The sequence below is a fragment of the Gemmiger formicilis genome, from assembly GCF_024462815.1.
Classification (GTDB): Bacteria; Bacillota; Clostridia; order Oscillospirales; family Ruminococcaceae; genus Gemmiger.
The window spans coordinates 168,852-192,847 of sequence record NZ_JANGCG010000003.1 but is presented as its reverse complement, the minus strand read 5'-3'; the positions used below and the strand labels follow the sequence as shown (position 1 = coordinate 192,847).

The 23,996-nt window shown below is 57.7% G+C and carries 18 protein-coding genes, 1 pseudogene, 1 riboswitch and 1 other annotated feature; of the genes and pseudogenes, 1 reads left to right on the top strand and 18 read right to left on the bottom strand.

The window, feature by feature from the left end:
- Positions 1-200: 200 nt before the first annotated feature.
- The 17 genes and pseudogenes from NE623_RS04880 to asnB form a co-directional block, all read right to left on the bottom strand.
- Entirely contained in the window at positions 201-1,475 is a 1,275-nt protein-coding gene (locus NE623_RS04880) for an ATP-binding protein (protein ID WP_256272545.1), read from the bottom strand.
- A complete protein-coding gene (locus NE623_RS04875; protein WP_256272546.1) occupies positions 1,475-2,233 on the bottom strand; it encodes a LytR/AlgR family response regulator transcription factor in 759 nt (252 codons plus the stop codon). Before NE623_RS04875 ends, NE623_RS04880 begins: the two co-directional genes overlap by 1 nt.
- A 579-nt stretch (positions 2,234-2,812) precedes the next feature.
- Entirely contained in the window at positions 2,813-3,742 is a 930-nt protein-coding gene (locus tag NE623_RS04870; RefSeq protein WP_256272547.1) for a hypothetical protein, read from the bottom strand.
- Positions 3,743-3,757: 15 nt separating this feature from the next.
- Positions 3,758-4,291: a hypothetical protein gene (locus tag NE623_RS04865; RefSeq protein WP_256272548.1), complete on the bottom strand. Its 534-nt coding sequence runs from the start codon at positions 4,289-4,291 to the stop codon at positions 3,758-3,760.
- A 3-nt stretch (positions 4,292-4,294) separates the two neighbouring features.
- Entirely contained in the window at positions 4,295-4,825 is a 531-nt protein-coding gene (locus tag NE623_RS04860; RefSeq protein WP_256272549.1) for a hypothetical protein, read from the bottom strand.
- Positions 4,822-5,322 carry an RNA polymerase sigma factor gene (locus NE623_RS04855; protein WP_256272596.1) on the bottom strand — a complete coding sequence of 167 codons (501 nt, stop codon included), beginning with the start codon at positions 5,320-5,322 and terminating at the stop codon, positions 4,822-4,824. Before NE623_RS04855 ends, NE623_RS04860 begins: the two co-directional genes overlap by 4 nt.
- Positions 5,323-5,604: 282 nt before the next feature.
- On the bottom strand, positions 5,605-6,360 hold the full coding sequence (locus NE623_RS04850) for an exodeoxyribonuclease III (protein WP_256272550.1): 756 nt from the start codon (positions 6,358-6,360) through the stop codon (positions 5,605-5,607).
- A 21-nt stretch (positions 6,361-6,381) separates the two neighbouring features.
- Positions 6,382-7,743: an MATE family efflux transporter gene (locus tag NE623_RS04845; protein ID WP_256272551.1), complete on the bottom strand. Its 1,362-nt coding sequence runs from the start codon at positions 7,741-7,743 to the stop codon at positions 6,382-6,384.
- A gap of 78 nt (positions 7,744-7,821) precedes the next feature.
- Positions 7,822-7,923: pseudogene (locus tag NE623_RS14745) on the bottom strand (ABC transporter permease); the annotation flags it as partial.
- A 232-nt stretch (positions 7,924-8,155) separates the two neighbouring features.
- Complete coding sequence (locus NE623_RS04840; protein WP_256272552.1) at positions 8,156-9,148, bottom strand: ABC transporter permease; 993 nt, start codon at positions 9,146-9,148, stop codon at positions 8,156-8,158.
- Position 9,149: 1 nt separating this feature from the next.
- The gene (locus tag NE623_RS04835; RefSeq protein ID WP_256272553.1) at positions 9,150-10,253 is read right to left on the bottom strand and encodes an ABC transporter permease; all 1,104 of its coding nucleotides are present in this window, start codon (positions 10,251-10,253) and stop codon (positions 9,150-9,152) included.
- Entirely contained in the window at positions 10,250-11,791 is a 1,542-nt protein-coding gene (locus NE623_RS04830) for an ABC transporter ATP-binding protein (RefSeq protein WP_256272554.1), read from the bottom strand. The genes NE623_RS04835 and NE623_RS04830 overlap by 4 nt, the downstream gene beginning before the upstream one ends.
- Before the next feature lie 213 nt (positions 11,792-12,004).
- On the bottom strand, positions 12,005-13,327 hold the full coding sequence (locus tag NE623_RS04825) for a BMP family ABC transporter substrate-binding protein (protein ID WP_256272555.1): 1,323 nt from the start codon (positions 13,325-13,327) through the stop codon (positions 12,005-12,007).
- A gap of 427 nt (positions 13,328-13,754) precedes the next feature.
- Entirely contained in the window at positions 13,755-15,086 is a 1,332-nt protein-coding gene (locus tag NE623_RS04820; protein WP_256272556.1) for an MATE family efflux transporter, read from the bottom strand.
- Positions 15,071-16,096, bottom strand: coding sequence for a LacI family DNA-binding transcriptional regulator (locus NE623_RS04815; RefSeq protein WP_256272557.1), 1,026 nt, complete (start codon positions 16,094-16,096; stop codon positions 15,071-15,073). The genes NE623_RS04820 and NE623_RS04815 overlap by 16 nt, the downstream gene beginning before the upstream one ends.
- 141 nt (positions 16,097-16,237) lie before the next feature.
- On the bottom strand, positions 16,238-16,819 hold the full coding sequence (locus tag NE623_RS04810) for a folate family ECF transporter S component (RefSeq protein WP_256272558.1): 582 nt from the start codon (positions 16,817-16,819) through the stop codon (positions 16,238-16,240).
- Between the two features lie 91 nt (positions 16,820-16,910).
- A riboswitch (THF riboswitch) is annotated at positions 16,911-17,026 on the bottom strand.
- A 172-nt stretch (positions 17,027-17,198) separates the two neighbouring features.
- Entirely contained in the window at positions 17,199-18,779 is a 1,581-nt protein-coding gene (gene asnB, locus NE623_RS04805; RefSeq protein ID WP_256272559.1) for an asparagine synthase B, read from the bottom strand.
- Positions 18,780-18,854: 75 nt separating this feature from the next.
- Positions 18,855-19,119, bottom strand: a binding site (T-box leader).
- A gap of 380 nt (positions 19,120-19,499) precedes the next feature.
- On the opposite strand from asnB, the gene NE623_RS04800 reads away from it, so the two are divergent.
- Positions 19,500-20,735 carry a 6-phosphofructokinase gene (locus tag NE623_RS04800; RefSeq protein ID WP_256272560.1) on the top strand — a complete coding sequence of 412 codons (1,236 nt, stop codon included), beginning with the start codon at positions 19,500-19,502 and terminating at the stop codon, positions 20,733-20,735.
- A 301-nt stretch (positions 20,736-21,036) separates the two neighbouring features.
- Here the strand turns inward: NE623_RS04800 and NE623_RS04795 are convergent, their stop codons facing one another.
- Positions 21,037-23,982, bottom strand: a complete 2,946-nt coding sequence (locus NE623_RS04795; RefSeq protein ID WP_256272561.1) for a phospholipid carrier-dependent glycosyltransferase — start codon at positions 23,980-23,982, stop codon at positions 21,037-21,039.
- Positions 23,983-23,996: the final 14 nt, after the last annotated feature.

Here is a 23,996-nt window from a genome sequence, read left to right as displayed (position 1 = left end):
TTGCGGGAGAGCTGCCACAGCATAGCCGCGGGTTTGCCAGATATGTTCTTTCACATCTTCATCACATTTGTATCATATATAAAGGAACCGCATCCGTCAACAGGCTTGGCATAAACGTCAAAAAAAGCGGCATACTCTGCACCATTGCCAAACAAAAAAGCCTCCCGCAGCGCATCACGCTGCAGGAGACTTTGGGGTAATCAGGAGGCGGTTTCCAATAACGGAAGTGTCACAACAAGGTAGAATATACTGTCCTCCACAAAGTAATCCGCTGTTCCACCGTAATATTCGGCGATGCTTTTCATGCTCTTCATTCCATAACCGTGCTCTGCCGCGTCCTGCTTGGTTGTCACCAAGGTACCGCAGTGCTGCACAGGTTCGACAGGGGTATAATTTTCCACGCGAATCACCGCCATATCCCGGCAGCGGCTGATGTTCAAGGTAATAACTCTTTTTTCTGCATCGGGCACCGTGGTCAGACACTCAATCGCATTATCTAACGCATTGCCCAGCAGCGAATAAATATGGTAATGCTTCATTTTGGCAAGGCAGCTGCCGTCAGCCGAGCAAATCAGCTGGATTCCGTTCTGCGCACACAGGCCGGCTTTTTGCGTAAGGGTTATATCCAACGCTTTATTCCCTGTAAAATAGCGCAGGTTCAGGTTTTCCATCTCGGTTTCCAGCTTGGTGCGCTCCTCTTCCGTGGCGCGGGAATATTGCTGTTTCAGATCATGGTAACGGATATTGATTTTTTCCATATCCTTTTGCGCCTGCTCATACTGCTGGCGGTCACATTCCAACAGTTGTTCCAGAACGCTGTTTTCATGTTCCAGATGTTTGATGCTGCAATTTGAAAACTCCAGCGCTAGAACCGTAACGGCGAACAGAACACAAAAAGTATTCAATGCAAAGTATGCCGTCAGGTAAGAATCCGATGCAGTGTCCAGAATGTCTTCCAACACAACGCTCAGATATACCGCTGCGATTAAAAAAAGCCCGGAATACAAAACTGTTTTGACGTTATCAAACATAAGCTGCCCACGCCGGAAACGCCTTGTAAACAGGAAGTAGATGGGCAAGCAAACCAGTACATTACACAGCAGCAAAAGCGGGAGAATGACATAAAAATTTATCGAGCCATGTATCTGCCGCAGCCAGAACACAAGCATATAAACCAACTTGCTGGTGATATGCTGTACGGCATAGGCACAGGTGGTATAGAATACTGCGTGCAGCAGACTGCAATCAAAGCAAACTAAAATTTGCAGGTAAATCAGCAGGGTATTCAGCAGCAGCCTTGTCCATGTAAGTGCAGGAGAGCTGGCGGTAAAGCCGGGAACCGCCATCAGTGCTGCCACGCTAAGCACAAGGCGCAGGACAAAATAGGTCCGCCGTTGATTCCATGGCACAAACAGGCAGGCCCCCAACAACATTCCCAGCAAAATCTGCTTGCTGAAGAGAAAGTTCAAAATCATTACGGGTTTTCCCAACCTTTCTTTGCAAGATATTTGGAAAACGCATCAGAAAAAGACTCTTTGTAGGTGCGTCCAATGGGAAGGACCTTTTGGCCGATATAAATATTCATACGGCTCACCGCTGTAATAGAGCGCATATTTACCAAGAATCCGGCGCTGCATCGGACAAATCCGAGTGGAGAAAGCGCAGCGGCAATTTCCTGCATGGAGCCCCGGTTTTTAATCACCTCACACCGCCCGGTTTCTTTATCCAAAATGGTATACAGCAAATCATGCTGCTGCACTTCAATGTATTCAATCGTACCGGAATCAACCAGCCGGGTCACAGCACCGTCTTTTATCAACAGTTTTTTCTCCGCGGGGTTGTTTTGTTGTGCCTCCCGTTCGCGTATTACTTTCAGCGCACGGTTCAGGTACATCTGCAAGGAATACCACTGCACCGGCTTTATCATAAAACCCAGTGCAGAGACGCTGTAACCGTTGATGGCAAATTGTTGCAGGTTTGTGCAGAAGATGATCAAAACACGGGAATTTGTTTTCCGTATTTCTTCTGCCAGCTCCATCCCCGACATATTGGGCATATCTATGTCCAGATACAAAATATCACAGGCGTGATTACTATCTGAAAGATAGGCGGAAGCACTGTCATATTCCTGCACATCAAATGCTATGGCATATTCGTCAGAAAAGCGTGCGATTTCCTGCTGTAATTGATGCCGTGCTTCCTTTTGATCGTCAACAATTCCAATGTGAATCATGCCGTTTCCGTCCTTTCTTCTTTTTTTTGCCGTCATTGAGAACAGCAGCATACATTTCTATATTTTACTTTATCATAGCAAATCTTTTGGGCTTTTGCAATTCTGTCAGCAAAAAAGACCATCTGATTCGTCATTACTGCCCAGGGTGTGTATGCACCGTACCGCTTTGTTCATAGCGAAGAAGAATTCGCGGCATTGATAAAGGAAATGTGCCAAGAATCTTAGTGTACTATTTACCCGTGTTTCCATGCTCTCTTCCAAAACCCATCTGCCAACTCATCTACAAGGACCCATTTTGACTACGAAACGATACGAAAGTTTCTACCTATTACCTTAAATCACGGCTTCTTATTTGTGCAAAACTGACCAATATTTTTCGTCTTTTACAGGATTTCACCCTGCTCGACTTCCTCCGTGCTGAACGGTCTGGACGCCGGTATGGATGCCCCTTCGGGGAAGGTGGCCCCGCAGGGCCGGAAGGGGGGTTGTTTCCCACAAAGGGGGGGAAAACCATTTCCTCCATACGCACAAACGCCACCCCGGTTTTGCTATGCCGGGGTGGCGTTCTTTGTTCTATCGTTACATTTGTGCGCTTTCGGGGGTGGCGATGCTGTCATTTTCGGTCATGCGGCGGTTGATTTCTTCCTCCACATATTCCTCGGTCGGGCCATCACCGTCATGGCTGTTCTGGTATTCATCAATGATTTTCCAGCGCATCTGCTCACGGATGTAATCATCGCGTTCGGACTCACTGCTGAAGCTGGAGCCATCATAGTGGTAGCTTGTCCAGACGCGCTGGGCCAGCTGCTCGGTGGTCAGCCCTGTCGGGAACGCTGCATCACAGGTCAGGCCGTAGGTGTTGGCGTTGTCCATTTCGTTGCTGGTGCTGAACTCATACCGCGTAAAGCCCAGCCCCGCCTGCTCTGCCGTCTGCATCACGCTCATGCAGTCCGCGGCAAAGGCCGTGGCATCGGCGTACTCGCCGGAGAAGGTCAGATTCAGCTGGCAGCGGTCACCGCTTTCCAGCGTGTAGCTGTTCTCGCTTGTCGCGTGGTTGAAGCATACGCCGGCGTAGGCATTGTCAATGCGGGCCTTCACCGCCGGGTCGGCAGCCATAGCGGTGTAGAACTGCGATATCTTTTCCTCCTCCATCCGGCTTGCGGCCAACTCACGGTCGGGGCCGTACTGGTTCCAGAAGGTCGGCAGAACCGCCGCCGTGCCCACCACGCACAGGATGAACGCCGTGCCCAGCATGGCCAGCCAGTCATATTTCACTTTTATATCGGGCTTGGCGCTGTAAGCCAGCAGCTCAATGCCCAGCACTACCAGCAGTGCCGGGGAGAACTTTACAATGCTCATCAGGTCAAAGCCCGGCACAAGCTGGTAGACAATCAGCAGGATGCCTGCCACAACCAGCACCAGCGCAAAGGCCACGGTGCCCACGCGGCGGGTTTTCTTGGGCGGCTGTGCAGCGGTCTGCACAGGGGTTGCGTTTGTTTCCATATCCATTTTTCGTTCCTCGTTTTATTCGTGCGGGTAGGGCGGCAGCTCGTCATCGCTGTTTTTCTTGGCGGGGTGCATATTCAGCAGCTTAAAGCCTGCAAAGACAAGCAGACCGCCCACCACAAGGTTCGGTATACCGTTGATAACGTCCCATGCATATCCGTAGCCCAGCACATTGGTCAAAATCCTGTACTCCCAGTTGCCAATCAGCAAATCATACAGCGCCCAGACGCCAAAGCCAATCAGGCCCCAGCCAACCAGCTTGGTGTGCTGCGGAATGAGTTTTTTCACATCGTCGAAATTGCCGACAAGCAGCAGGCCGTCCTCCTTGGGGTCGCCTGCCGCCAGATGGCGAACCAGGTCATAGGTGTCAAAAAAGCTGTACATCCAGACGATAATTGCCAGTGCCGCCAACGGGTTAATAATGGCTCCCACTATAAAGCAGCCGATAAACATGGTAATCAGCGACAGACCGCGCTGCATATAGCCGTAATACATCTGGCCCGCGCCGGGGATGCAGGCGAAGATGAAGGTCAAAAATCCATTCTTTTTCATAGGTCACTCTCCCTTTGCGGCGCCGCCGCCAATGCTTTGTGCTCGGATTTGCTCCAGACCGTTTTCGGCGGTCAGGGTAAAGTTTTTAAAGGTATCGTCCAGACTCTTGTAAAAGCCGTTGACGGCGGTGGTAAATTTTGTGCCAAAGCGCTCCCGCGGGGCGGCGGGCTGCTGCGGTACAAGGGCAGCCACATCCGGCACGCCCAGCCGGCCGATTGCACCCCACAGCACAAACCCCAGCACCACCGCGGCGGCGGCAGAAACATAGCGGTTTGTCATAATGCGGAAGCTGCGCAGCCGCATCAGGGCCTGCACCTGCGGTATCAGGTCGCGCATCGGCTGCTTCATACATTCCGGTGCGGCTTCAATCATGGCGGTGTAGCGCAGCAGGCAGTAATCGCAGAAGCTCAGGTGCTCGGCGGCTTCCAGCGCGCCCAGATCATCCAGCGTACCATCCTTCAGGGCGTACAGGCCATCGTCGGTCAGGTGGCCTTCGGCGTCAAACAGTTTATTGTTGTCAAAATAAAGGCTCATTCCTTCTGCCTCCTCTCGGTAATTTGCTGGCGCAGCAGCAGTTTGGCGCGCCACAACTGGCTGTTGACGGTCGCGGGCGGGCGGTTGACCAGCTTTGCTATCTCGGTGCTTTCCTTGTGCTCAAGAAAATACATCACGGCAATTTTGCCATACGGCTCACGCAGATTCCGCACCAGCGTCTCCAGCTCGGCCGCACCGGCGCGCTCGGCCAGGTTTTCCGCCGGGTCGGCGGCATCGGTGCCGGGTGCGCCGCGCGGCTCCGGCATAGCGTCATCACCCGGTACATCCACCTTGCGCACCCACGCACTTTTCAGGTGGTCCTTGCATTTGTTGGCCGCCACGCGTACAAGCCACTGCTTGTAATACTGCGGCTCGCATCGGTCAATGGCCGAATAGGCGGACAGGAACGTGTCCTGCGTCAAATCCTCGGCGGTGTGAGACTCGTGCACAAATTGCAGGCAAACCGTGTAGATGAGCTTCTGGTATTGCTGCATCAGCCCGGTAAATTCTTCATTTGTCAGCGCTCACACCTCCTCTCTCTTTGACCTTCTGTACACTAAAACGATTCCCCCGCCGGTTTTATTGCAACCGCAGGGGAAAAAGTAAAATAATTTTTTAAAATAATAGATAATAAATAATAAATAATAAATGTGGTGGAGTTTTCTCCCTGACGGTCGAAAACAAAATTTTTGAGCCGCGTCAGCGGCGGGCCACATAATTTATTATTTATTATTTTTTATTTCTTATTTGCATAGCTTTCTTATTTGCGCATTGTCGCCTTACTCACGCAAATCCAGTTCTACCGGGCAGTGGTCACTGCCCATAACGTCCATCAGAATCGCGGCGTTTTCAATCTTGTCTGCAATTCGGTTGCTGACAAGGAAATAGTCAATACGCCAGCCTGCGTTCCTCTCGCGGGCACGGAACCGCATACTCCACCAACTGTACACGCCGGTGGCGTCCGGGTAAAGGTAGCGGAAGCTGTCCGTAAAGCCTGCCGCCAGCAGCTCGCCCAGCTTGCCGCGCTCCTGGTCAGAGAAGCCCGCCGCGCCGCGGTTGGGGCCGGGGTTCTTCAGGTCAATATCCTCATGCGCCACGTTTAAATCTCCGCAAAGGATAACCGGCTTCTCGGCGTCCAGCTTCTGCAGATAGCGCCGCAAATCATCCTCCCACTGCATACGGTAGTCAATGCGGGCCAGCTCGTTCTGGGAGTTGGGCACATAAAGGTTGACCAGATAAAAGTCCGGGTACTCCAGCGTGATGGCGCGGCCCTCGTGGTTGTGGATATCCTCCTCCAGACCGTACCGCACGCTGAGCGCCGGGGTCTTGGCCCAGATGGCCGTGCCGGAATAGCCCTTCTTATCGGCGCTGTAGATATACTCCGTGTAGCCCGCCGGGGCAAAATCCGCCTGCCCGGGCTGCATTTTTGTCTCCTGCACGCAGAAAAAATCCGCGTCCAGCGCGTTGAACGTCTCCTCAAAGCCCTTTTTCAGGCAGGCACGCAGGCCGTTGACATTCCAGCTGATGAATTTCATAGGGGTTCTCCTTTTCTACGATTACGCCTTTTTTGCCGCATTTTTCTGCCACGCACCGCTGACAAACCGCGCCACAAAGCAGAGGATACGGCAGACCCAGTCCACGATCATGGCAATCCAGACGCCAACCGCGCCCATGCCCATATTCACGCAGAGAATCCAGCTCAGGCCCATGCGCCAGACCAGCATCGAGGCGGTGGCCACCACCATCGTGAACCGCACATCGTTGGCGGCGCGCAGGGCGTTGGGCAGCACAAAGCTGGCCGGCCACAGGAAAATCGCGCAGCCGTTGTGAATCATAACCAGCGTCCATGCCAGCTGGCGGGTCTCCGGCGTCAGGGTGTACATCGACAGAATCTGCGGCAGCAGCAACAGCACCGCCACATTGACCGCACCCTGTGCAAGGTAGTCCCACGCAAGCAGCTTTTTGGTGTAGTACCGCGTCTGGTCAAAGTCCTGCGCGCCGACACAGCGCCCGATGACCGTAATCATGGCAAGGCCCATCGCGTTGCCCACAATGCAGCCGATGGCGTCCAGATTGTTGGCCACCGCGTTGGCCGAGATATGTACCGTGCCGAACAGCGAAATCATCGACACCACCAGCACGCGCCCCAGCTGGAACAGGCTGTTCTCAAACGCCGAGGGGATGCCGATATGCAGAATACTTCTGACGGTGCGGCCCTCCAGACGGGTGACAGACTGCGGCGTGATGCAAAGCACGTAGTCCGGCCGCGCCGCCAGCGCCAGAATGATAACCGCACCCACAGCGCGGGAAACCAGCGTGGGCACAGCCACGCCTGCCACGCCCATGCGCAGCACAAAGACGCAGAAGGCATTGCCGCAGAAGTTGATGGCGTTGACAATGACGGACACCCGCATGGACACCGCGCTGTTGCCGGTGGAACGGAAGATGGCCGCGCCCGCGTTGTAGAGCGCCAGAAACGGAAAGGACAGCGCCGTGATGGTAAAATAGGTCAGGCAGGCTTGCATAACCTCGTCCGAAATGGTGCCAAAGAACAGCCGCAGCTGCCATGTGCGGGTGAGCAGGCAGAACGCCGCCACACCCACGCCGAGCAGTGCGCTCAACGCCACCAGCTGCCCGGCACTGCGGGCCGCGTCCTCTGGCCGCTTGGCACCCAGATGCTGGCTGGTGACAACCGCGCCGCCGGTGGCCAGCGCGCCGAACAGCGTGATGATGAGCTGGTTGATCATATCCACCAGCGACACGCCGGAGATAGCGGCCTCGCCCACCGACGAAACCATAACGGTATCCGCCATACCGACAAGGATTTCCAGCGTCTGCTCAATGATAAGCGGCCAGAGCAGTGTCAGCAGCTGGCGGTTGGTAAAAAGCCGGTCTTTTTTCATATTGCTAGAATACATCTCGCTTTCCCAGCTTTGAGTATAGCACAAAAAAAGTCCCCGCGCAATGCGGGGACAAAAGCTGTTTCGGTGTCTCGGTTATTCGTACCGCAGCGCTTCAATCGGGTCGAGCTTTGCGGCCTTGTTGGCGGGGTAATAGCCAAAAAAGATGCCGATGGCCATACTGAAGCCCACCGCAATGACAATGGACGATACATCGGGCCGCGCTTTGTCTGTGTTTTTTCTGCCATTTCCGATTCCCTGCTGTGCATATATACATAAAATCGACTGTTTCAGTATATTCTGGAATTGTGCTGATAATTTGAACATTTAATGAAACAATGGTTTTGTTTTCTTATCGATTGCGCATAACAAAAAAGCAGCTGTGGGGCGCGTAGTACGCCTGCACAGCTGCCTGTTTCAGATAAGAATGTCAGCGCTCCTCACGGAAGTAGGCCAGACCCAGATGGGCCGGGGGCTGGTTCTCCTTCTTTTTGCGCATCGAGACAACAATCAGCACCACAATGGTGACCACATAGGGCAGCATCTGCACCAGATCGGTCATATAGCTGGCCAGCGTAATGCCCAACAGCGTGGGCAGGAACTGGTACAGCCAGTAGAGCATACCGAACAGATACGCGCCCCAGATGGCGTTCAGCGGCTTCCACGTGGTAAAGATGACCAGTGCCACGGCCAGCCAGCCCAGCGCCTCGATCTGGCCGGTGGTGGCCCAGATGCCCTGATTGTAGTCCAGCACGTAGTACAGGCCGCCGATGCCGCAGATGCCCGCGCCAAGGCAGGTGGCCAGATACTTGTACAGGGTGACGTTGATGCCCGCCGCGTCCGCGGTGGCGGGGTTTTCGCCCACGGCGCGCAGGTTGAGGCCCGCGCGGGTGCGGGTCAGGAACCAGTGCAGCACAACGGCCAGCACGATAGCCGCGTAGGCCAAAAAGCCGTAGGAGAACACGGTCTGCCCCAGCGCACCCAGACCGGACAGGACGGGGAGCTTTGCGCTGAAGGCCTTGTTGGCGATGGGGGCGGCGGAGTAGCTGGCACCGTTGAGGATAAAGACGCCGAAGAAGTTTGCCACGCCCATGCCGAAGGTCGTCAGCGCCAGACCGGTGACATTCTGGTTGGCGCGCAGGCTGATGGTCAAAAAGGCGTAGATCAGGCCGCCGGCCATGCTGGCCAGAATGGCGCAGGACATGGCGATGAGGATGCTGACAAAGCCGTTGGGGTTGGCGGCGGTATTCTCATACGCCCAGGCGCTGGCAAAGCCCGCAAAGCCGCCCAGATACATGATGCCCGGCACGCCGAGGTTGAGGTTGCCGGATTTTTCGGTCACCGTCTCGCCGAGCGCACCGTACATAATGATCGTACCGAACGGGATGGCACGCATGATCCATGCAATCAAGCTGCTGTGCATATCACTTGCCCTCCTTGTGTGCGCCGCGCGGAATGACGCGGTAGTTGATGAAGAACTCACTGCCGAGGATGAAGAACAGAATGATGCCGGTGATAATGTCGGCAGCATACTCGTTCAGCGAGTAGGCGGAGGCGATCTCCGAGGCGCCGCGCTCCAGAAAGACGAGCAGGAAGGAAATCAGCGCCATATAAAAGGTGTTGAACTTGGCCAGCCACGCCACGATGATAGCCGTGAAACCGCGGCCGCCCGCCGAGGCGGTGGAGATGGTCTGGTCCTTACCGGCCACAATCAGGAAGCCGCACAAACCGCAGACCGCACCGGAAATCAGCATGGTGCGCACCGTGACGCGGCGGACGTTGATGCCCGCATACCGGGCGGTGTTCTCGCTCTCGCCCACAACGGCAATCTCATAGCCCTGCTTGGAATATTTGAGGTAGGCGTACATAACAAAGGTCAGCACAATGACCACGATGATGTTGATGGTGTAGCGCTGGCCCATAATCACCGGGAACCAGCCCGCCTTGGTGGCCTTGTTCAGCGTGCCCAGACTGGAGGCCTGACCGCGCATGATGTTGGTCATGCAGGCAACAATGCTTGTGGCAACATAGTTCATCATCAGGGTAAAAAGCGTCTCGTTCGTGTTCCAGCGGGCCTTGAACCACGCAGGGACAAAGCCCCACAGCGCACCCGCGGCAATGCTGCCGCCGGCCATGGCCACAAACAGCAGCGGCAGCGGCAGGTTGTTGCCCTGATACACCATAATCAGCGCAGCGGTCAGGCCGCCGATCAGGATCTGACCCTCACCGCCGCAGTTCCAGAAACGCATCTTGAACGCGGGGGCCAGCGCAATGCCGACGCAGAGCAGCGTGGACAAGTCGCGCAGCATCCAGCTAAAGCGGGTCATATTGGCAAAGGTGCCGCCCCACATAACGCCGTAGACGGCCAGCGGGTTCAGCCCGGTGACGAAAAAGATAAACAGCGCATCCACAACCAGCGCCAGCAGAATGGCAATGGCCCGCACGGCAATTTTCTGGGGCAGCGTGGTGCCCTCGCGCTTGGCAATGCGCAGCAGCGGCTCGCGGGCCGCAGCAGCAGTCTGACTCATGCCTGCTCCTCCTTTACCAGATTGGTCATACGCAGACCGACCTCCTCCTTCGTGGTCTTGCGGCCGTCCAGAACGCCGTTGACCTTACCGCCGCACAGAACAACAATGCGGTCGCACAGCTCCAGCAGCACATCCAGATCCTCGCCGACATAAATTACCGCAACACCGCGCTTTTTTTGCTCGTTCAGCAGATGGTAAATCGTGTACGAGGTGTTGATATCCAGCCCGCGCACGGCGTAGGCGGTCATCAGCACAATGGGGTCGGCGGCCAGCTCACGGCCAACCAGCACCTTCTGCACGTTGCCGCCGGACAGGCGGGAGACCGGCGTGTTCAAGTCGGGCGTGACAACGCCCAGCTCTTTCTTGATGGTCTCGGCCAGCTCATGCGGGGCCTTGCGGTCGACCATCGGCGAATGGCCCTTGCCGTAGCTTTTCAGCATCATATTGTCGGTCATACCCATTGAGCCGACCAGACCCATGCCGAGGCGGTCCTCCGGCACGAAGGACAGATGGATGCCCGCCTCACGGATGGCCTTGGGGCTTTTGCCGACCAGCTGCACGGGGGTGTTTGCATCGGGGGCAAAATACTCGATGCTCGCGCCGCTTTCCGTCGGCTGCAGACCGGCGATGGCCTCGAGCAGCTCCTTCTGACCATTGCCGGAGATGCCCGCGATGCCGAGGATCTCGCCGCCGTACACCGTAAAGGACGCATCGTCAAGGACGGTGATGCCGTCCGCGCTGCGCACGGTCAGGTGCGACAATTCAAGCCGCTTGACCGGATCAACCGGCTCGGGGCGCTCGATGTTCAGCTCGACCTTCTCACCGACCATCATCTCGGTCAGCTTGGCCTCATCGGCATCTTTTGTGGCAATGTCGCCGACATACTCACCCTTGCGCAGGATGGCCACGCGGTCGCTGATGGACAGTACCTCGTGCAGCTTGTGGGTAATGATGATGACCGCCTTGCCGTCCGCCTTCATGTTGCGGATGACGCTGAAGAGCTTCTCAGTCTCCTGCGGGGTCAGAACAGCCGTCGGCTCGTCCAGAATCAGAATATCCGCGCCGCGGTAAAGCACCTTGACGATCTCGAGTGTCTGCTTCTGGCTGACGCTCATCTCATAGACCTTCTGGTTGAGATCGAGGTTGAACTCATACTTCTCGCAGATGGCGCGGGCCTTGTCATGCACCTTTTTCAGGTCGAACTTTTCGCCGCCGCCCATCGACAGAGCGATGTTCTCGGTGGCGGAGAATACGTCTACCAGCTTGAAGTGCTGGTGAATCATACCGATGCCCAGATTCAGCGCATCGCGGGGAGAACGGATGGTCACCGCCTTATCGCCGACATAAATCTCACCCTCATCGGGGAAGTAGATACCGGCGATCATATTCATCAGCGTGGTTTTGCCGCTGCCGTTCTCGCCCAGCAGGGCCAGTATCTCGCCGCGGCGCACCCCCAGGGACACATCCTTGTTGGCCACCACCGGGCCGAAGGTTTTGGTAACGTGCTCCAAGCGCACCGCAAATTCGTTCTGCGCCATTATGCAGGCTCCTTTCGGATGGTATTTATAAATTGGGTAGGAACAATTTTGTGATCCGTAGGGGCGGATTCTATATCCGCCCGCGGTATCTGCCGTAAGCTGCACGGGCGCATATGGAATGCGCCCCTACGGCCTGATTTGCAACGACAGATATAACCACCAAAAGGGAAGGCCGCGGTTCCACCGCAGTCTTCCCTCAGGGTTCAGTCAGAATCAGGCAACGGGGTCAGCGTCCTCGATGATGCCGTCGATGCGCAGGGCAAAGGTCGGGGCAGCACGCAGCTCGCCCTCATGGAAGTAACCGTCGGAGATAGCCTCCTTGGTCTCGCCCTGATACACGGCAACCGGGCTGCCGGTGCTGAAATCATAGTAGGTCAGGTCGATGGGGGCGGTGGTAACCTCTGCGCCGTCAACGGTGAACTTGCTTGTGTCAAAGACGTGCAGGCTGCCGTCCTTCAGCGCAGCCTCCACCTCGGCAACCTTCTCGGCCGTGCCAGCAGCGGTCTCGGGGCCAAGGTCGGTGATGGCAACGGCGCCATCCTCATAGCCCTTGCACCAATCCTGCGGGATGTTGCCGGACTGGGCACCCTCGAACAGCTCCTTGTAGTAGACCTTCCAGACGTTGGTGGCGGAGGTCAGGGCTGCGGTGGGGGCAGTGGCCAGCATATCAATGTTGTAGCCGACAGAGTAGCAAATCTTGCCGGAGTCCTTCAGCTTCTGGGTGGCAGCCGGTGCGCCGGTGGAGTCGGCGTGCTGGCCGATGATGACAGCGCCGTTGGCAATCAGGGCCTCAGCGGCAGCGCCCTCCTTGTCGATGTCGAACCAGGAGTTGGTGTACATAACCTCCATCTCAACATCGGGGTAGACGCTCTGGACGCCCAGGAAGAAGGCGGTGTAGCCGGAGACGACCTCGGCGTAGTTGTAAGCGCCGACGTAGCCGATCTTGACCTTGCCGTCAGCGGTGAAGCTGTTGGGCTGGGTCTCAGGGGTCAGGGTGCCGGACTCAACCAGCTCCTGCAGCTTCATACCGGCCACAACGCCGGAGACGTAGCGGCTCTGGTAGACGGCGGTGAAGGCGTTGTAGAAGTTGTCCAGATCGGAAATGGCGGCAAAGTCACCGGTCATGGCAACGAAGTTGACATCGGGGTACTTCTCGGCTTCCTCTTCCATATAGGTCTGGTGGCCGTAGGAGTTGGAGATGATCAGGTTGCAGCCCTGACCGACGAGGTCCTCGGCTGCATCGGCGGTGACGCCGCCCTCGGCGATCTTGTACTTCCAGACGATCTGATCCTCGCTCATGCCCAGCTCAGCCGCGGCTTCCTTGATGCCGTTGATGTGTGCGGCGCTGTAACCTTCGGTCTCATCGCCCAGGATGATGGCACCGACCTTGACGTCGGGGGCCTGGTTGTCGCTGCTTCCCTCAGCAGTAGCGGCAGAGTTATTGGCAGTGCTGGCAGCGATGCCTGCAGTGGAACCACAGGCGGCCAGGCTGAACACCATAGAGGCGGCCAGCAGAATGCCCATCAGTTTCTTCATGTGTGTTGTTCCTCCCTGTTATGTGTGCGTAAACGGCAAAAATGCGCTACTCTTTGTCGGAACAAGCCGGGAGCTGACGCATTTTGTAACCTTGCAAGTCTCATTTTAGCCGCTTTACAAACCGTTTGCAATGATTTTTAAATTTTTGTGAAAAGTTCAGCGAAAAGGGTAAATGTTTTGCCCTCGCGCACACAACAACAGGCAGAACGCACAACAAAAAAAAGTAAAAGTCATACTTTGTTCTGCAAAAGTATGACTTTTGGAAGGTTTTGTATAAGGCAATACCGCATAATTCTAAGTGCCGATACGGCGAGCGAGGTGCGGCAGCCGCCGGAGCGGTGCTTAAGCCGTTAGGCGGGAATTGTGCGGTGTTGCCATAAGTACCGGAACTATTACGATAATAGGGATATTTTGGCGTTTTTGCTTTTTACGCCAAGCTCACCATCCACTTTCTCTTACGGAACACCACCAGCGACACCACAAGGCGGAACAGTTCCTCCGCCGTCAGCAGCGTGTACACGCCCACAATGCCCCAGTGCAGTACATAGGCCGCAAAAAAGCACAGCGGGATGCCGATGCCCCAGGTGCCCGCTATGTCGATGATCATGACCATCCGGGTGTTGCCGCCGCTTTTCAGGATGCCGCCGCCCAAAATCATGTTTTCCACTTTAATGGGCGCATACAGCGCAAACACCACCAGCAGCATGTGGCCCAGGGTGCGGACTTCGCCTTCCACGCGGTACAGCTCCACGTACTGCCCGGCCAGCCCGACCAGCAGTGATGAAACCACCGCCGCGCCCACCAGCCCGGTGACCATGATCTTCTTGGCGTCGCCGTAGGCTGCGTCGTACTCCTTGCGGCCCAGCCGCTTGCCGATCAGCACGCCCGCCGCCGCGGAAAGTCCGCTGAGCGCCCCGACGATGAGGCTTTGTATCGGGCAGGTCAGCGTGTAGGCCGCCAGATTCTGCGTGCCCAGGTGTCCATACACGGCGGATTCCACGTTCTGGCCCAGGCTCCACAAAAACTGGCTGACCAGAATCGGCGTGATCATACCCAGATAGTCCCGCCGGGTGATTTTGGTAAAATGCAGCGAGGGCTGCACCCGCTCGCCGTCCTGCCGCAGACAGTGTAGGAATCCCGTCGCGATGAGCGCCAGATTTACCAGCTGCGACACCAGCGTGGCAATCGCCGCCCCGCGCACCCCACAGGCGGGCAGGCCCAGCTTGCCGAAAATCAGCACATAGTTCAGCACCACGTTAGAAAGCACCGCGCCGATGCTGGCCGCGAAGGGAATGTTCGCGTACCCCCTGCAGCGCAGCCAGGCAGACAAGACCGTGGAAAGGCCCATCGGCGCGAAGGAGAACGCGATAATTTTAAAGTAGACGCACCCTTCGGCGATGATGGCAGCATCCTTTGTGTACAGCCCCAGAATCTGCGCCGTCGCCCCCAGCGAGACGCCCAGGAACACCCCCGCCAGGCACAGGCTTATCACGGTGCTCAGCGTCAGACTGCTCCACGCCTCTTTTTTATCCCCTGCGCCGAGAAATTGGGCGATGAGAATGCCCGCCACCGTGCCCACCGAGCCGCTGACTACATTGAAAATCATCGAATAGTTGCCGCCCAGCCCCACAGCCGCGATGCTGACCGCCCCCAACTGGCCAATCATGATTTGGTCCACGATAGAAAACGACGCCTGCAGCATACTTTGCAGTGTGACCGGCACAGCAATTTTGCCCAGTTCCCTTATAAATTTTGACATGATACGCCTCCTGTGCTCTCCCTCGGCAGCAATGTGACCGGCAGTACGATCTTTTCCGCGCAGCTCTGGCCGCGGCCCATGGCCTCGATACTGGCGACGGCAATGCCCGCCCGCAGTGCGGCGTCCTGCCGTACCGTCGTCAGCGACGGGTATCCGGTGCGGCTGGCCTCGCTGTCATCAAAGCCAACAACGGCCATATCCCCCGGCACCCGCAGCCCCTTGGCCTGCAAAAAGCGCATACATTCCAGCGCGTAAAAATCCGACACTGCGAAGATGGCCGTGATGCCGGATGTGCGCAGAGCTGCGAAATTTTCTTCATAAAACTGTCGCCGGGGCCGGGCCTGCGCCGGGACCTGCCAACGGGTCACGCGGTCGGGGCCAAAGGCCGCCGCAAAGCCGTCCATTCGCTCCTTGTCCATGCAGATATTGTTGTCTGCCAGGCAAAGCGCCCGGGTGTGGCCTGCGGCTTTCAGGTATTGCCCAGCCTGCCGCCCTCCGTCGGCGTGGTCGATCACGAGATTGACCACACCCGGGCAGCCCTGCATATAGCCGTCATACACGACGATGGGCGTGCGAATGGCCCGGCGCAGTGCGGCATAGTCGGCCTCACAGAAGCCCATCAGAATCAGCCCCTCCATCCGCCACATCGACGCAAACGCCGGGACCTCGTCCAGTGTCCGGGTGGTTTTAACCATCAAGAAGAAGCCCTTCTCGTTTGTCTCGCGGGAGAGTGCGTTCAGCGACGCTGTGACGAAGCCGTCCTCCAGGACTTTGCCCTCGTACTTGGGGCTGTCATCGACGACCACGCCGATGATGCGGGAGCTTTTCTGCGCCAGCCAGACGCCCGCCATATCGGGGATATAGCCCACAGTTTCCAGCTCCTGCCAGACGCGCTGGGCCGTGCGCGGTGACATTTTGGACGTCTTGCCGTGGATGACGTTGGACACTGTGGCCGTGCTCAGCCCCAGCCGCTCTGCGATATCCACAATGCGGATACGATTTTCCTGCATGGTGCACCCCCTCTCTGTACTTCCATTATACAGCGCACTTTCATTATACGGCAGAGGTCGCCCCAGGGCAAAGGTTAAACGCGTAACCACGCACAGAAAATCCCCGTTAATTTTGGTGAAAACGCCAGCACCGGGCGTACTTTACCGCTTATGAATAAACTTTCTGTCCAATCCCTGCCTGGCGGCGGCGTTCAGGACGACCCAGGTCAGGAATACCTCGATGGGCAGCATGATCGTGTTTTTCACTGCACCGGAGGTTAGGTAGTACAGGTAGCCCTTGCCGTAGAGCATCGCCTTCCAGACGCTGCCCAGCAGCACGTTGCTGCCGTAGTTGATGAGCAGCCGCGTGCAAATAATGCGCAGCAGCGTCGGCTTTTGGCGGTACAGCATAACGCCGTAAAGCAGGCCGGACAGCACCGCCGTGACAAGGTAGCCGGGGAAATACGGCTCGCCGTAGCCCGCCAGCAAAAAGCCCACCGTGTCAATGATGGCACCGGCCATCATACCCACCACCGGGCCATAGCACATACACCCCAGCGAGACCGCCAGAAAGCTGAAGTAAATTTTCAGGCTCGGGCCCATCAGGTAGATGGGCAGACTTTCCAGCACAATAGCCATGGCGCACACCAGCCCCGAGAAGGCCAGTACACGCGGGTTGTTCAGCTCCTTGCGGGCGGTGCGCCAGTAGGCCGCGGAAAAGACGGACAGTTTTTCTTCGCACATAAAAAATCCTCCTTTGTGCGTTGCCGCACAAGGGAGGAGGCAGTTCAGACAGGACGTGCCCCAGCACATCCGCCGTTGCACACCATCATGCAGCAGTGGGATGCGGAACCGGCACCGCGAGCCCTTGCGGGCTACTTCGTCCTGCCACAACTCCCCGTTGGTCAGGCACTTCGGGGCAACGCCCCACGCACAGGTTCCTACTCTGCGAGATTGCTTTTATTATACACAGGTTTTGCGGAAATGCAAGGATTTTTTTGGTTGGGAGATTGTTTGGCAGATTATTGCCCGGAAACGGCATATTGCCGGGAGCCTTCGGCGGGGTGGGGTCACCCCGCCCTACAACCGCCCGCTTGGCTTTCCCCGAGGAGGAAGGCTTTTCTCACACCCCGCTGGCGCCGTAGTTGGCCAGAACGCGGGCGCTGGGGTCGTTGACGTCGCAGTGCGGCCACGCCTTGTTGGGCATCCAGTAATCCACAATCATCTCCGCCTGACCGGGGTAATATTTCTCAAAAATTTCGCGGTACAGCAGGCTTTCCTTGGTAAAGGGCCGCGCATAGGTGTACTTGCCGCACTTCTCGGCAAACTCGCGGTCGGTGTAGACCGTCTCGGCGTATTCCTTCAAGTCATCCACCATCGAGTGACCCACGGCATCGCTGAAGGCGGCCTTCTCGCGCCAGAGGATGCTCTCGGGCAGCCAGTCGCCCTCGAATGCCTTGCGCAGCAGATACTTGCCCTTGCCGTAGGTGTTCAACTTTTTGGCGGGGTCAATCGCCATCACATACTTCACAAAATCCAAATCGCCAAAGGGCACGCGGGCCTCCAGACTGTTGACGCTGATAGAACGGTCGGCGCGCAGCACGTCATACATATACAGCTCGCGGATGCGCTTCTGGCTCTCGGCCTGGAAGGCGGCGGCGGACGGCGCGTAGTCGGTGTACTTGTAGCCGAACAGCTCATCGGAGATTTCACCGGTCAGCAGCACGCGGATGTCGGTATGCTCGTGGATGTATTTGCAGACCAGATACATACCCACCGAGGCGCGGATGGTGGTGATGTCCCAGGTGCCCAGCATGGCAATGACGTCCTCCAGCGCATCCAGCACAATGTCCCGGTTGATGATGACCTCGGTATGGTCGGCGTAGAGATAATCCGCCACCTGCTTGGCGTATTTCAGGTCGATGGCATCCTCGCTCATACCGATGGCGAAGGTGCGGATGGGCTTGCCGAGCTTTTTGGCTGCAATGGCGCAGACAAGGCTGGAATCCAGCCCGCCGGAGAGCAGAAAGCCCACCGGCGTATCGGCGTCCAACCGCTTGTCCACACCGGCCACCAGCTTTTCGCGAATGTTCGTCAGGATTTCGGGCAACTCGTCTTGGCTGTAGGCGGGCGTATCGGCAATATCGCAGTAGCGCACAAATTTGCCGTTGCAGTAATAGCTGCCAATCGGGAACGGATAGATTTTTTTGCACAGCCCCACAAGGTTTTTGGCCTCGGACGCAAAGGCGATATGGCCGCTTTCGCTGTAGCCGTAGAACAGCGGGCGGATGCCGATTGGGTCGCGGGCGGCAATCAGCAGCTTTTTGCGGCTGTCATAGAGAATCATGGCAAACTCGGCATCCAGATGGCTGAACATATCCAGACCGTACTTGTAGTACAGCGGCAGGATGATTTCGCAGTCGGAGTCGGACTCGAAGGTGTAACCCTCAGCCTCCAGCTCCGCCTTGACCGGGCGGAAGCCGTACAGCTCGCCGTTGCAGGCCACGCAGTCCGCGCCGCGGAAGAAGGGCTGCATGCCCTCCGTCGTCAGACCCATAATCGCCAACCGGCCGAAGCCCAGCAGCCCGAACTCGGTCTCGACCACACGCTGGTCATCCGGTCCGCGGCTGGTGGTACGCAGCAGATACTCCGTGAATGTTTCCTTGGGCAAATCATGCCCGGCATAACCCATAATGCAGCACATTGTTTGTTCTCCTTTTCGGTCTCACACCTGTTTTTCCCCGAATGGCAAACAAAAAAAGACAGCCCATTCGCCCTGCATTAGGACGAATCGCTGTCTTGGATCCGCGGTGCCACCTAAATTACCGCAGCCGGAACACAGGCATACGGTCACTTTTTTCCGTACACGTTCACCTTTGAAACGCTGCCGCTGTAACGCACGGCCTGCGGCGCGCCCTACTTTTTTCATTTCAGGCTGCAGCTCAGGGGTGTTCTTTCGCGTGCTGTCCCCGTCCCGGCTTGCACCAGATGCCAGGCTCTCTGCGCGGTTCCTGCGCGGTACTTTTCCCCTTCAACGCTTTTATTGGTTAAAGAATAGCACGCTTGGCGGGTGGTGTCAAGGACTAATTTTACAATTTTTGCCTTTTGGCATCTTGCACAACTTTTTCGTCGTCCCGCAATTTTTACAAGGTTTTGGAATGATTCTTGCAGATATTCACCGCGCAAAATTCCATACTATGGAACGCGTTTCCATCCAGTGAAATTTGCCGCCTTCAGCCGTTCCGCCCTGCGGAATCACGATGCTGCGCTGACGTTTTTATGATTTAAGCAACCGCAACAATGGTCAAAACCGCCCCCACATGGTACACTGAGGATGACAAGATTCGTGTGCTCTGCGGGGCCTCTACCCGGCCGCAGGGCCAACCACCCAAAGGATGCAAGCACAGCTTGCAGGAGGAAAACTATGGCAAAGAATGCAATCGTCGGTCAGTCCGGCGGCCCGACCTCGGTCATCAACGCAAGTCTGGCGGGCGTGTATGAGAGCTGCAAGCGCCGCGGTGCAGGCAAGGTCTATGGTATGCTGCACGGCGTGGCTGGCCTGCTGGAGCGCCGCACCTGCGTGCTGGATGACAAGCTGAAAACCGCGCTGGACATTGAGCTGCTCAAGCGCACACCGTCCAGCTATCTGGGTTCCTGCCGCTACAAGCTGCCCGACTGGCACGCCGCCGAGGGCGAGGCCGTCTACATCCAGCTGTTCGAGATTTTGAAGGAGCTGGACATCGGCTATTTCTTCTACATCGGCGGCAATGACTCGATGGACACCATCGGCAAGCTGGCCGATTACGGCGCACGCATCGGCAGCGACATCCGCTTTATGGGCGTGCCCAAGACCATCGACAATGACCTGATGGTCACCGACCACACCCCCGGCTACGGCAGCGCCGCCAAGTACATCGGCGTTGTGATGAAGGAAATCATCCGCGACGCCACAGTCTACGGCACCAAGTATGTGACCATCGTCGAAATTATGGGCCGCAACGCGGGCTGGCTGACCGCCGCCGCTGCGCTGGCCAAGGCCGAGGACTGCGAGGGCGTGGATATGATCTGCCTGCCCGAGGTGCCCTTCAACGTGGACCATTTTGTGGAAAAGGTCGAACGTATGCAGAAAACCAAGCCGTCCATCGTCATTGCCGTGTCCGAGGGCGTCAAGCTGGAGGATGGCCGCTATGTCTGTGAGCTGGCCGACGATGTGCACGCGGTGGACGCCTTCGGCCACAAGGCCCTGACCGGCACGGCGCGTTTCCTGGCCAACACCGTGGCGCGCCGTCTGGATACCAAGACTCGTTGCATCGAGCTTTCCACCCTGCAGCGCTGCGCAGGCCACCTGACCAGCCGCACCGACATCACCGAGGCCTATCAGGTCGGCGGCGCTGCCGCCAAGGCCGCCTTTGAGGGCCACACCGGCGAGATGGTCGCGCTGGACCGCATCTCCAACGCGCCGTACCAGTGCGGCACCAGCCTGCACCCCATCAGCGAGGTTGCCAACCTTGAGAAGAAGGTGCCGCTGGAGTGGGTCAACGCCGACCACACCGCCATGACGGACGAGTTCCTCGCCTACGCCCTGCCGCTGGTGCAGGCCGAGCTGACCCCCATCTACGTCGAGGGCCTGCCGCACCACATCTACCTGCCGGAGGCGTAAGCCGGGGGTACGGATGCTCCTTCTTTGCAAAGAAGGAACCGAAGAAATTCCAATATCTTAAAATAATAAATATCGCTGTAACGGAGAGCACAGGTGTTTCCGTTACAGCGATATTTTTCTTGTTTGATAAACTGTTATGACTGGCACAAGAATTACTGCTCCGTAGGGGCCGCATATATGCGGCCCGCAGCCTTGCGTCCAGCATCCATTACCGGGCAATCCCGCCGTTTCGTCTTATCCGTAGGGAGGGGTCTTGACCCCTCTGCGTCACTCGCCAGCAACATTTTGCGGGAGACTCCCCTCAATAAAATCCAAAGCTCGGCAGAATCTCCAGTGCATCCGCCCACCAGTCGGGAATCGGCAGGCCGGAGAGAGCCGGATAAAAGACCACAAACAGCACACCCGCCACGGCGCAAAGGCCGGCAGCCAAGCGTTTGGCAAGAGCCTCGTTCCGCATCTGGGCCAGCACCAGCGCCAGCGCCGCGAGACAGAACACCGAGCTGGGGAAATAGTGATACAGGAAGGTGCACCGGCTGACCCGCATCCACGGAATCAGCTGTGTACCGTACAAAATCAACACGCAGAGTCCCTGACGGCTGCCGCGGCCGCTGACCTGACGCCACAACAGCCCCAGCAGCGCCGCCAGCCCCACCGTACAGATAACCGGCCCGGCCATACCCGCAATGCTGGCCTTCATGCCGTAGGGCAGATAGGCATTGCGGTAGTACCACACCGGGCGCAGGCCCAGCAGCCATGTATACCAGCGGCTTTCAAACGGATGGGTGGCCTGCAGGGTGGCGTGGTAGTTGAACATCGACACCTGACACTGCCACCAGTCTGCAAGGCTGAAATCCGGGTTGCGCCACCAATAGGGCAGATACGCCGCAATGTAGATGCACAGCGGCAGCAGCACATAGAACAGCACGCCGCCCACCGCTGCGGTGCGGAACTCCGCCCAGAAACCGGGCTGGTTCTGCCGCCAGCGCAGATACAAAACGCCCAGATACAAAATGGCCAGCCCCACGCCCGCGTAGATGCCCGTCCACTTGGACGCGCACCCCAGACCGAACGCCACACCGCCCAAAGCCATAGGCAGCAGCGCATGGTTGACCCCCACCGTGAGCACCCGCTGGCAGTACCACAGCATACAGTACGCGCCCAGCAGGATGAAAAACGTGCCGTAAATATCAATGGTGGCAAGGCGGCTCTGGGAGAACCGCATAAAATCCAGCGCCAACAGCACCCCCGCCGTGGCCGCCACCCACGGCTTGCGGGTCAGGCGGCGCGCAAAGCACCACGCCAGCGGCACCAGCAGCACGCCGAACAGCGTGCCCGCACACCGCCAGCCAAAGGCCGTCATACCGAACAGCGCAATGCCCAGCATGATGAAATCCTTGCCCAGCGGCGGGTGGGTGGTCTCGTAAACCGGCATTTTGTGCAGCTGCTCATAGCCGGTGCGGCCGTGGTAGATTTCATCAAAATACATACTGTTGAGCTGGCTGATGGCATCCGGCACGGCGTTTTGCTCATCAAACAGCGCCCCGCCGCCTGTCACCGGCACCAGCGCCCCATCCGCGCCGCGGAAGGCCAGCTCAAACAGCTGGGCATTGCGCACCGTGATGGTCAACGTCTGCCCCGCCGTCAGCGGCAGGTCCACCGCCGTCCAGCTGAAGCAGGTGCCGTAGTTCAGTTCCTTCTTGAAAACATCGTTGTGTTGTTCATTTGTTATCGTTACACTGCCGCCGAAGGACACCCCCGGGTACACCCAGAGGGCCTCCGTGTCGCCATCCAGCGTCACAGTTTCGGTCAGGACGGTGTCAGTAGCATCCAGCGGGTTCTGCGGCGCGGTGCAGCTGCCGAGATAGGCAAAGCTCACCACCGCCGTGGCCGCCGTCAGCGCCAGCATGGTGCCGACCTCGCGGCGGGTCCACCCCGGCTGTGGCGCAGGCACCTGCGGCACAGCGCTGCGGCGGCGCTCCGGCAGAGGCAGCGTGTGGCCGTGGCGGACAATATCCCAGACGGCAAACAGCAGCAGCACAAAGCAGACCGTCTCCGCAAGGCCGGTCAGTATGGCCACGGTGGAGCTTGTCGCGCTGGTCAGCCACTCATCCTCAGTGCCGGTCAGGCTGTAGACCGCCGCCAGATTGATGAACCCTGTCAGCGAAAGCCCCACCCCCGCTGCGTAAAGGCGGATGTCATTCCAGCGGGCCGCGGCCAGCAGAGTCAGCAGCACACCGGGCACCATATAGCGCTCGTGCATACAGTGGGCCAGCGTGAAAACGCCCACACCGTAATACGCCGCCAGCAGCAGCGGCGAGAACCGCCCCTCCTGCGCACTGCGCACCGCAAACCAGACAAGCCCTGCCGTGACCAGCAGAATGTTGCCCCAGCCCAGCTGCTGCCAGCTTATGCCGAGCAGGGCTGTATCCGCAAGGCCTTTCCAGTTGCCACCCAGCGCCGCCAGCCAGTTGAAGGCATTGATGGACGCATAAGGATAGCCGGACATCGTACCTGTGTACTTTTCTATCAGCTTGGGCACAAGCTGTACCGCACCGAAGAACGGCAGCCCCGCGGCCAGCGGCGGCACAAGTGCCAGCGCTGCACCGCCGAAGCACCGCCCCAGCGCACGGTATTTGTCCTTTTCCAGCGCAATACCGGCCAGAAAGCAGACGGCCAGCACCGGGCCAAAGAGCAGCGCCTGCGGCTTGATGGCCAGCGCCACACCGAACAGCACAGCGGCGGGCAGGTAGCGGCGCTGCTCCAGCAGCAAAAAGCAGAGCAGCAGCGGCAGCGCAAATGCGCCGTCAATCTGCTTCCAGACACCGGTATCATAGAGCAGTAGCGGGTTGAAGGCGGTGAACGCCGCCAGCAGCAGCGCCATACGCTCCCCTATCGCGCCGCGCTGTGCCGTGCGGTAGACAAGCGCAGCCGCCGTGCAGTCACACAGGGACGGCACCAGCGCCAGCAGAAAATAGGTCCACGGCGATTCATAGGCGATATGCAGCGCGGCCCGCAGCAGCCCCACCAGCCCCAGCACCCACAGGTAGCCGGGCGGATAATCGGCAAAATAGCCCTCGCTGTAAAAGGCGGCAGGCCCCTGCTCGGCCAGCTTATTGCCCCATGCCACAAAGCAGCTCATATCATAGGGGTAGCCGTCCGTGCAGAGGGCCAGCACAAGGCGCAGTGCCAGCGCAAGCCCCAGCAGCCGCCATAGGCTATGATTTACTTTTGTTCGTTGGTTCGTCATACTCACACAAAAAA

What these genes read in the sequence shown, in the direction of transcription:
- NE623_RS04810 (WP_256272558.1), bottom strand. Translation starts at nt 16,819, where the DNA reads ATGTGCGAAGAAAAACTGTCCGTCTTTTCCGCGGCCTACTGGCGCACC.
- NE623_RS04795 (WP_256272561.1), bottom strand. Translation starts at nt 23,982, where the DNA reads ATGACGAACCAACGAACAAAAGTAAATCATAGCCTATGGCGGCTGCTG.
- NE623_RS04815 (WP_256272557.1), bottom strand. Translation starts at nt 16,096, where the DNA reads ATGCAGGAAAATCGTATCCGCATTGTGGATATCGCAGAGCGGCTGGGG.
- NE623_RS04860 (WP_256272549.1), bottom strand. Translation starts at nt 4,825, where the DNA reads ATGAGCCTTTATTTTGACAACAATAAACTGTTTGACGCCGAAGGCCAC.
- NE623_RS04820 (WP_256272556.1), bottom strand. Translation starts at nt 15,086, where the DNA reads ATGTCAAAATTTATAAGGGAACTGGGCAAAATTGCTGTGCCGGTCACA.
- NE623_RS04800 (WP_256272560.1), top strand. Translation starts at nt 19,500, where the DNA reads ATGGCAAAGAATGCAATCGTCGGTCAGTCCGGCGGCCCGACCTCGGTC.
- NE623_RS04875 (WP_256272546.1), bottom strand. Translation starts at nt 2,233, where the DNA reads ATGATTCACATTGGAATTGTTGACGATCAAAAGGAAGCACGGCATCAA.
- NE623_RS04835 (WP_256272553.1), bottom strand. Translation starts at nt 10,253, where the DNA reads ATGAGTCAGACTGCTGCTGCGGCCCGCGAGCCGCTGCTGCGCATTGCC.
- NE623_RS04825 (WP_256272555.1), bottom strand. Translation starts at nt 13,327, where the DNA reads ATGAAGAAACTGATGGGCATTCTGCTGGCCGCCTCTATGGTGTTCAGC.
- NE623_RS04845 (WP_256272551.1), bottom strand. Translation starts at nt 7,743, where the DNA reads ATGTATTCTAGCAATATGAAAAAAGACCGGCTTTTTACCAACCGCCAG.
- NE623_RS04850 (WP_256272550.1), bottom strand. Translation starts at nt 6,360, where the DNA reads ATGAAATTCATCAGCTGGAATGTCAACGGCCTGCGTGCCTGCCTGAAA.
- NE623_RS04840 (WP_256272552.1), bottom strand. Translation starts at nt 9,148, where the DNA reads ATGCACAGCAGCTTGATTGCATGGATCATGCGTGCCATCCCGTTCGGT.
- NE623_RS04870 (WP_256272547.1), bottom strand. Translation starts at nt 3,742, where the DNA reads ATGGATATGGAAACAAACGCAACCCCTGTGCAGACCGCTGCACAGCCG.
- NE623_RS04865 (WP_256272548.1), bottom strand. Translation starts at nt 4,291, where the DNA reads ATGAAAAAGAATGGATTTTTGACCTTCATCTTCGCCTGCATCCCCGGC.
- NE623_RS04830 (WP_256272554.1), bottom strand. Translation starts at nt 11,791, where the DNA reads ATGGCGCAGAACGAATTTGCGGTGCGCTTGGAGCACGTTACCAAAACC.
- NE623_RS04880 (WP_256272545.1), bottom strand. Translation starts at nt 1,475, where the DNA reads ATGATTTTGAACTTTCTCTTCAGCAAGCAGATTTTGCTGGGAATGTTG.
- asnB (WP_256272559.1), bottom strand. Translation starts at nt 18,779, where the DNA reads ATGTGCTGCATTATGGGTTATGCCGGGCATGATTTGCCCAAGGAAACA.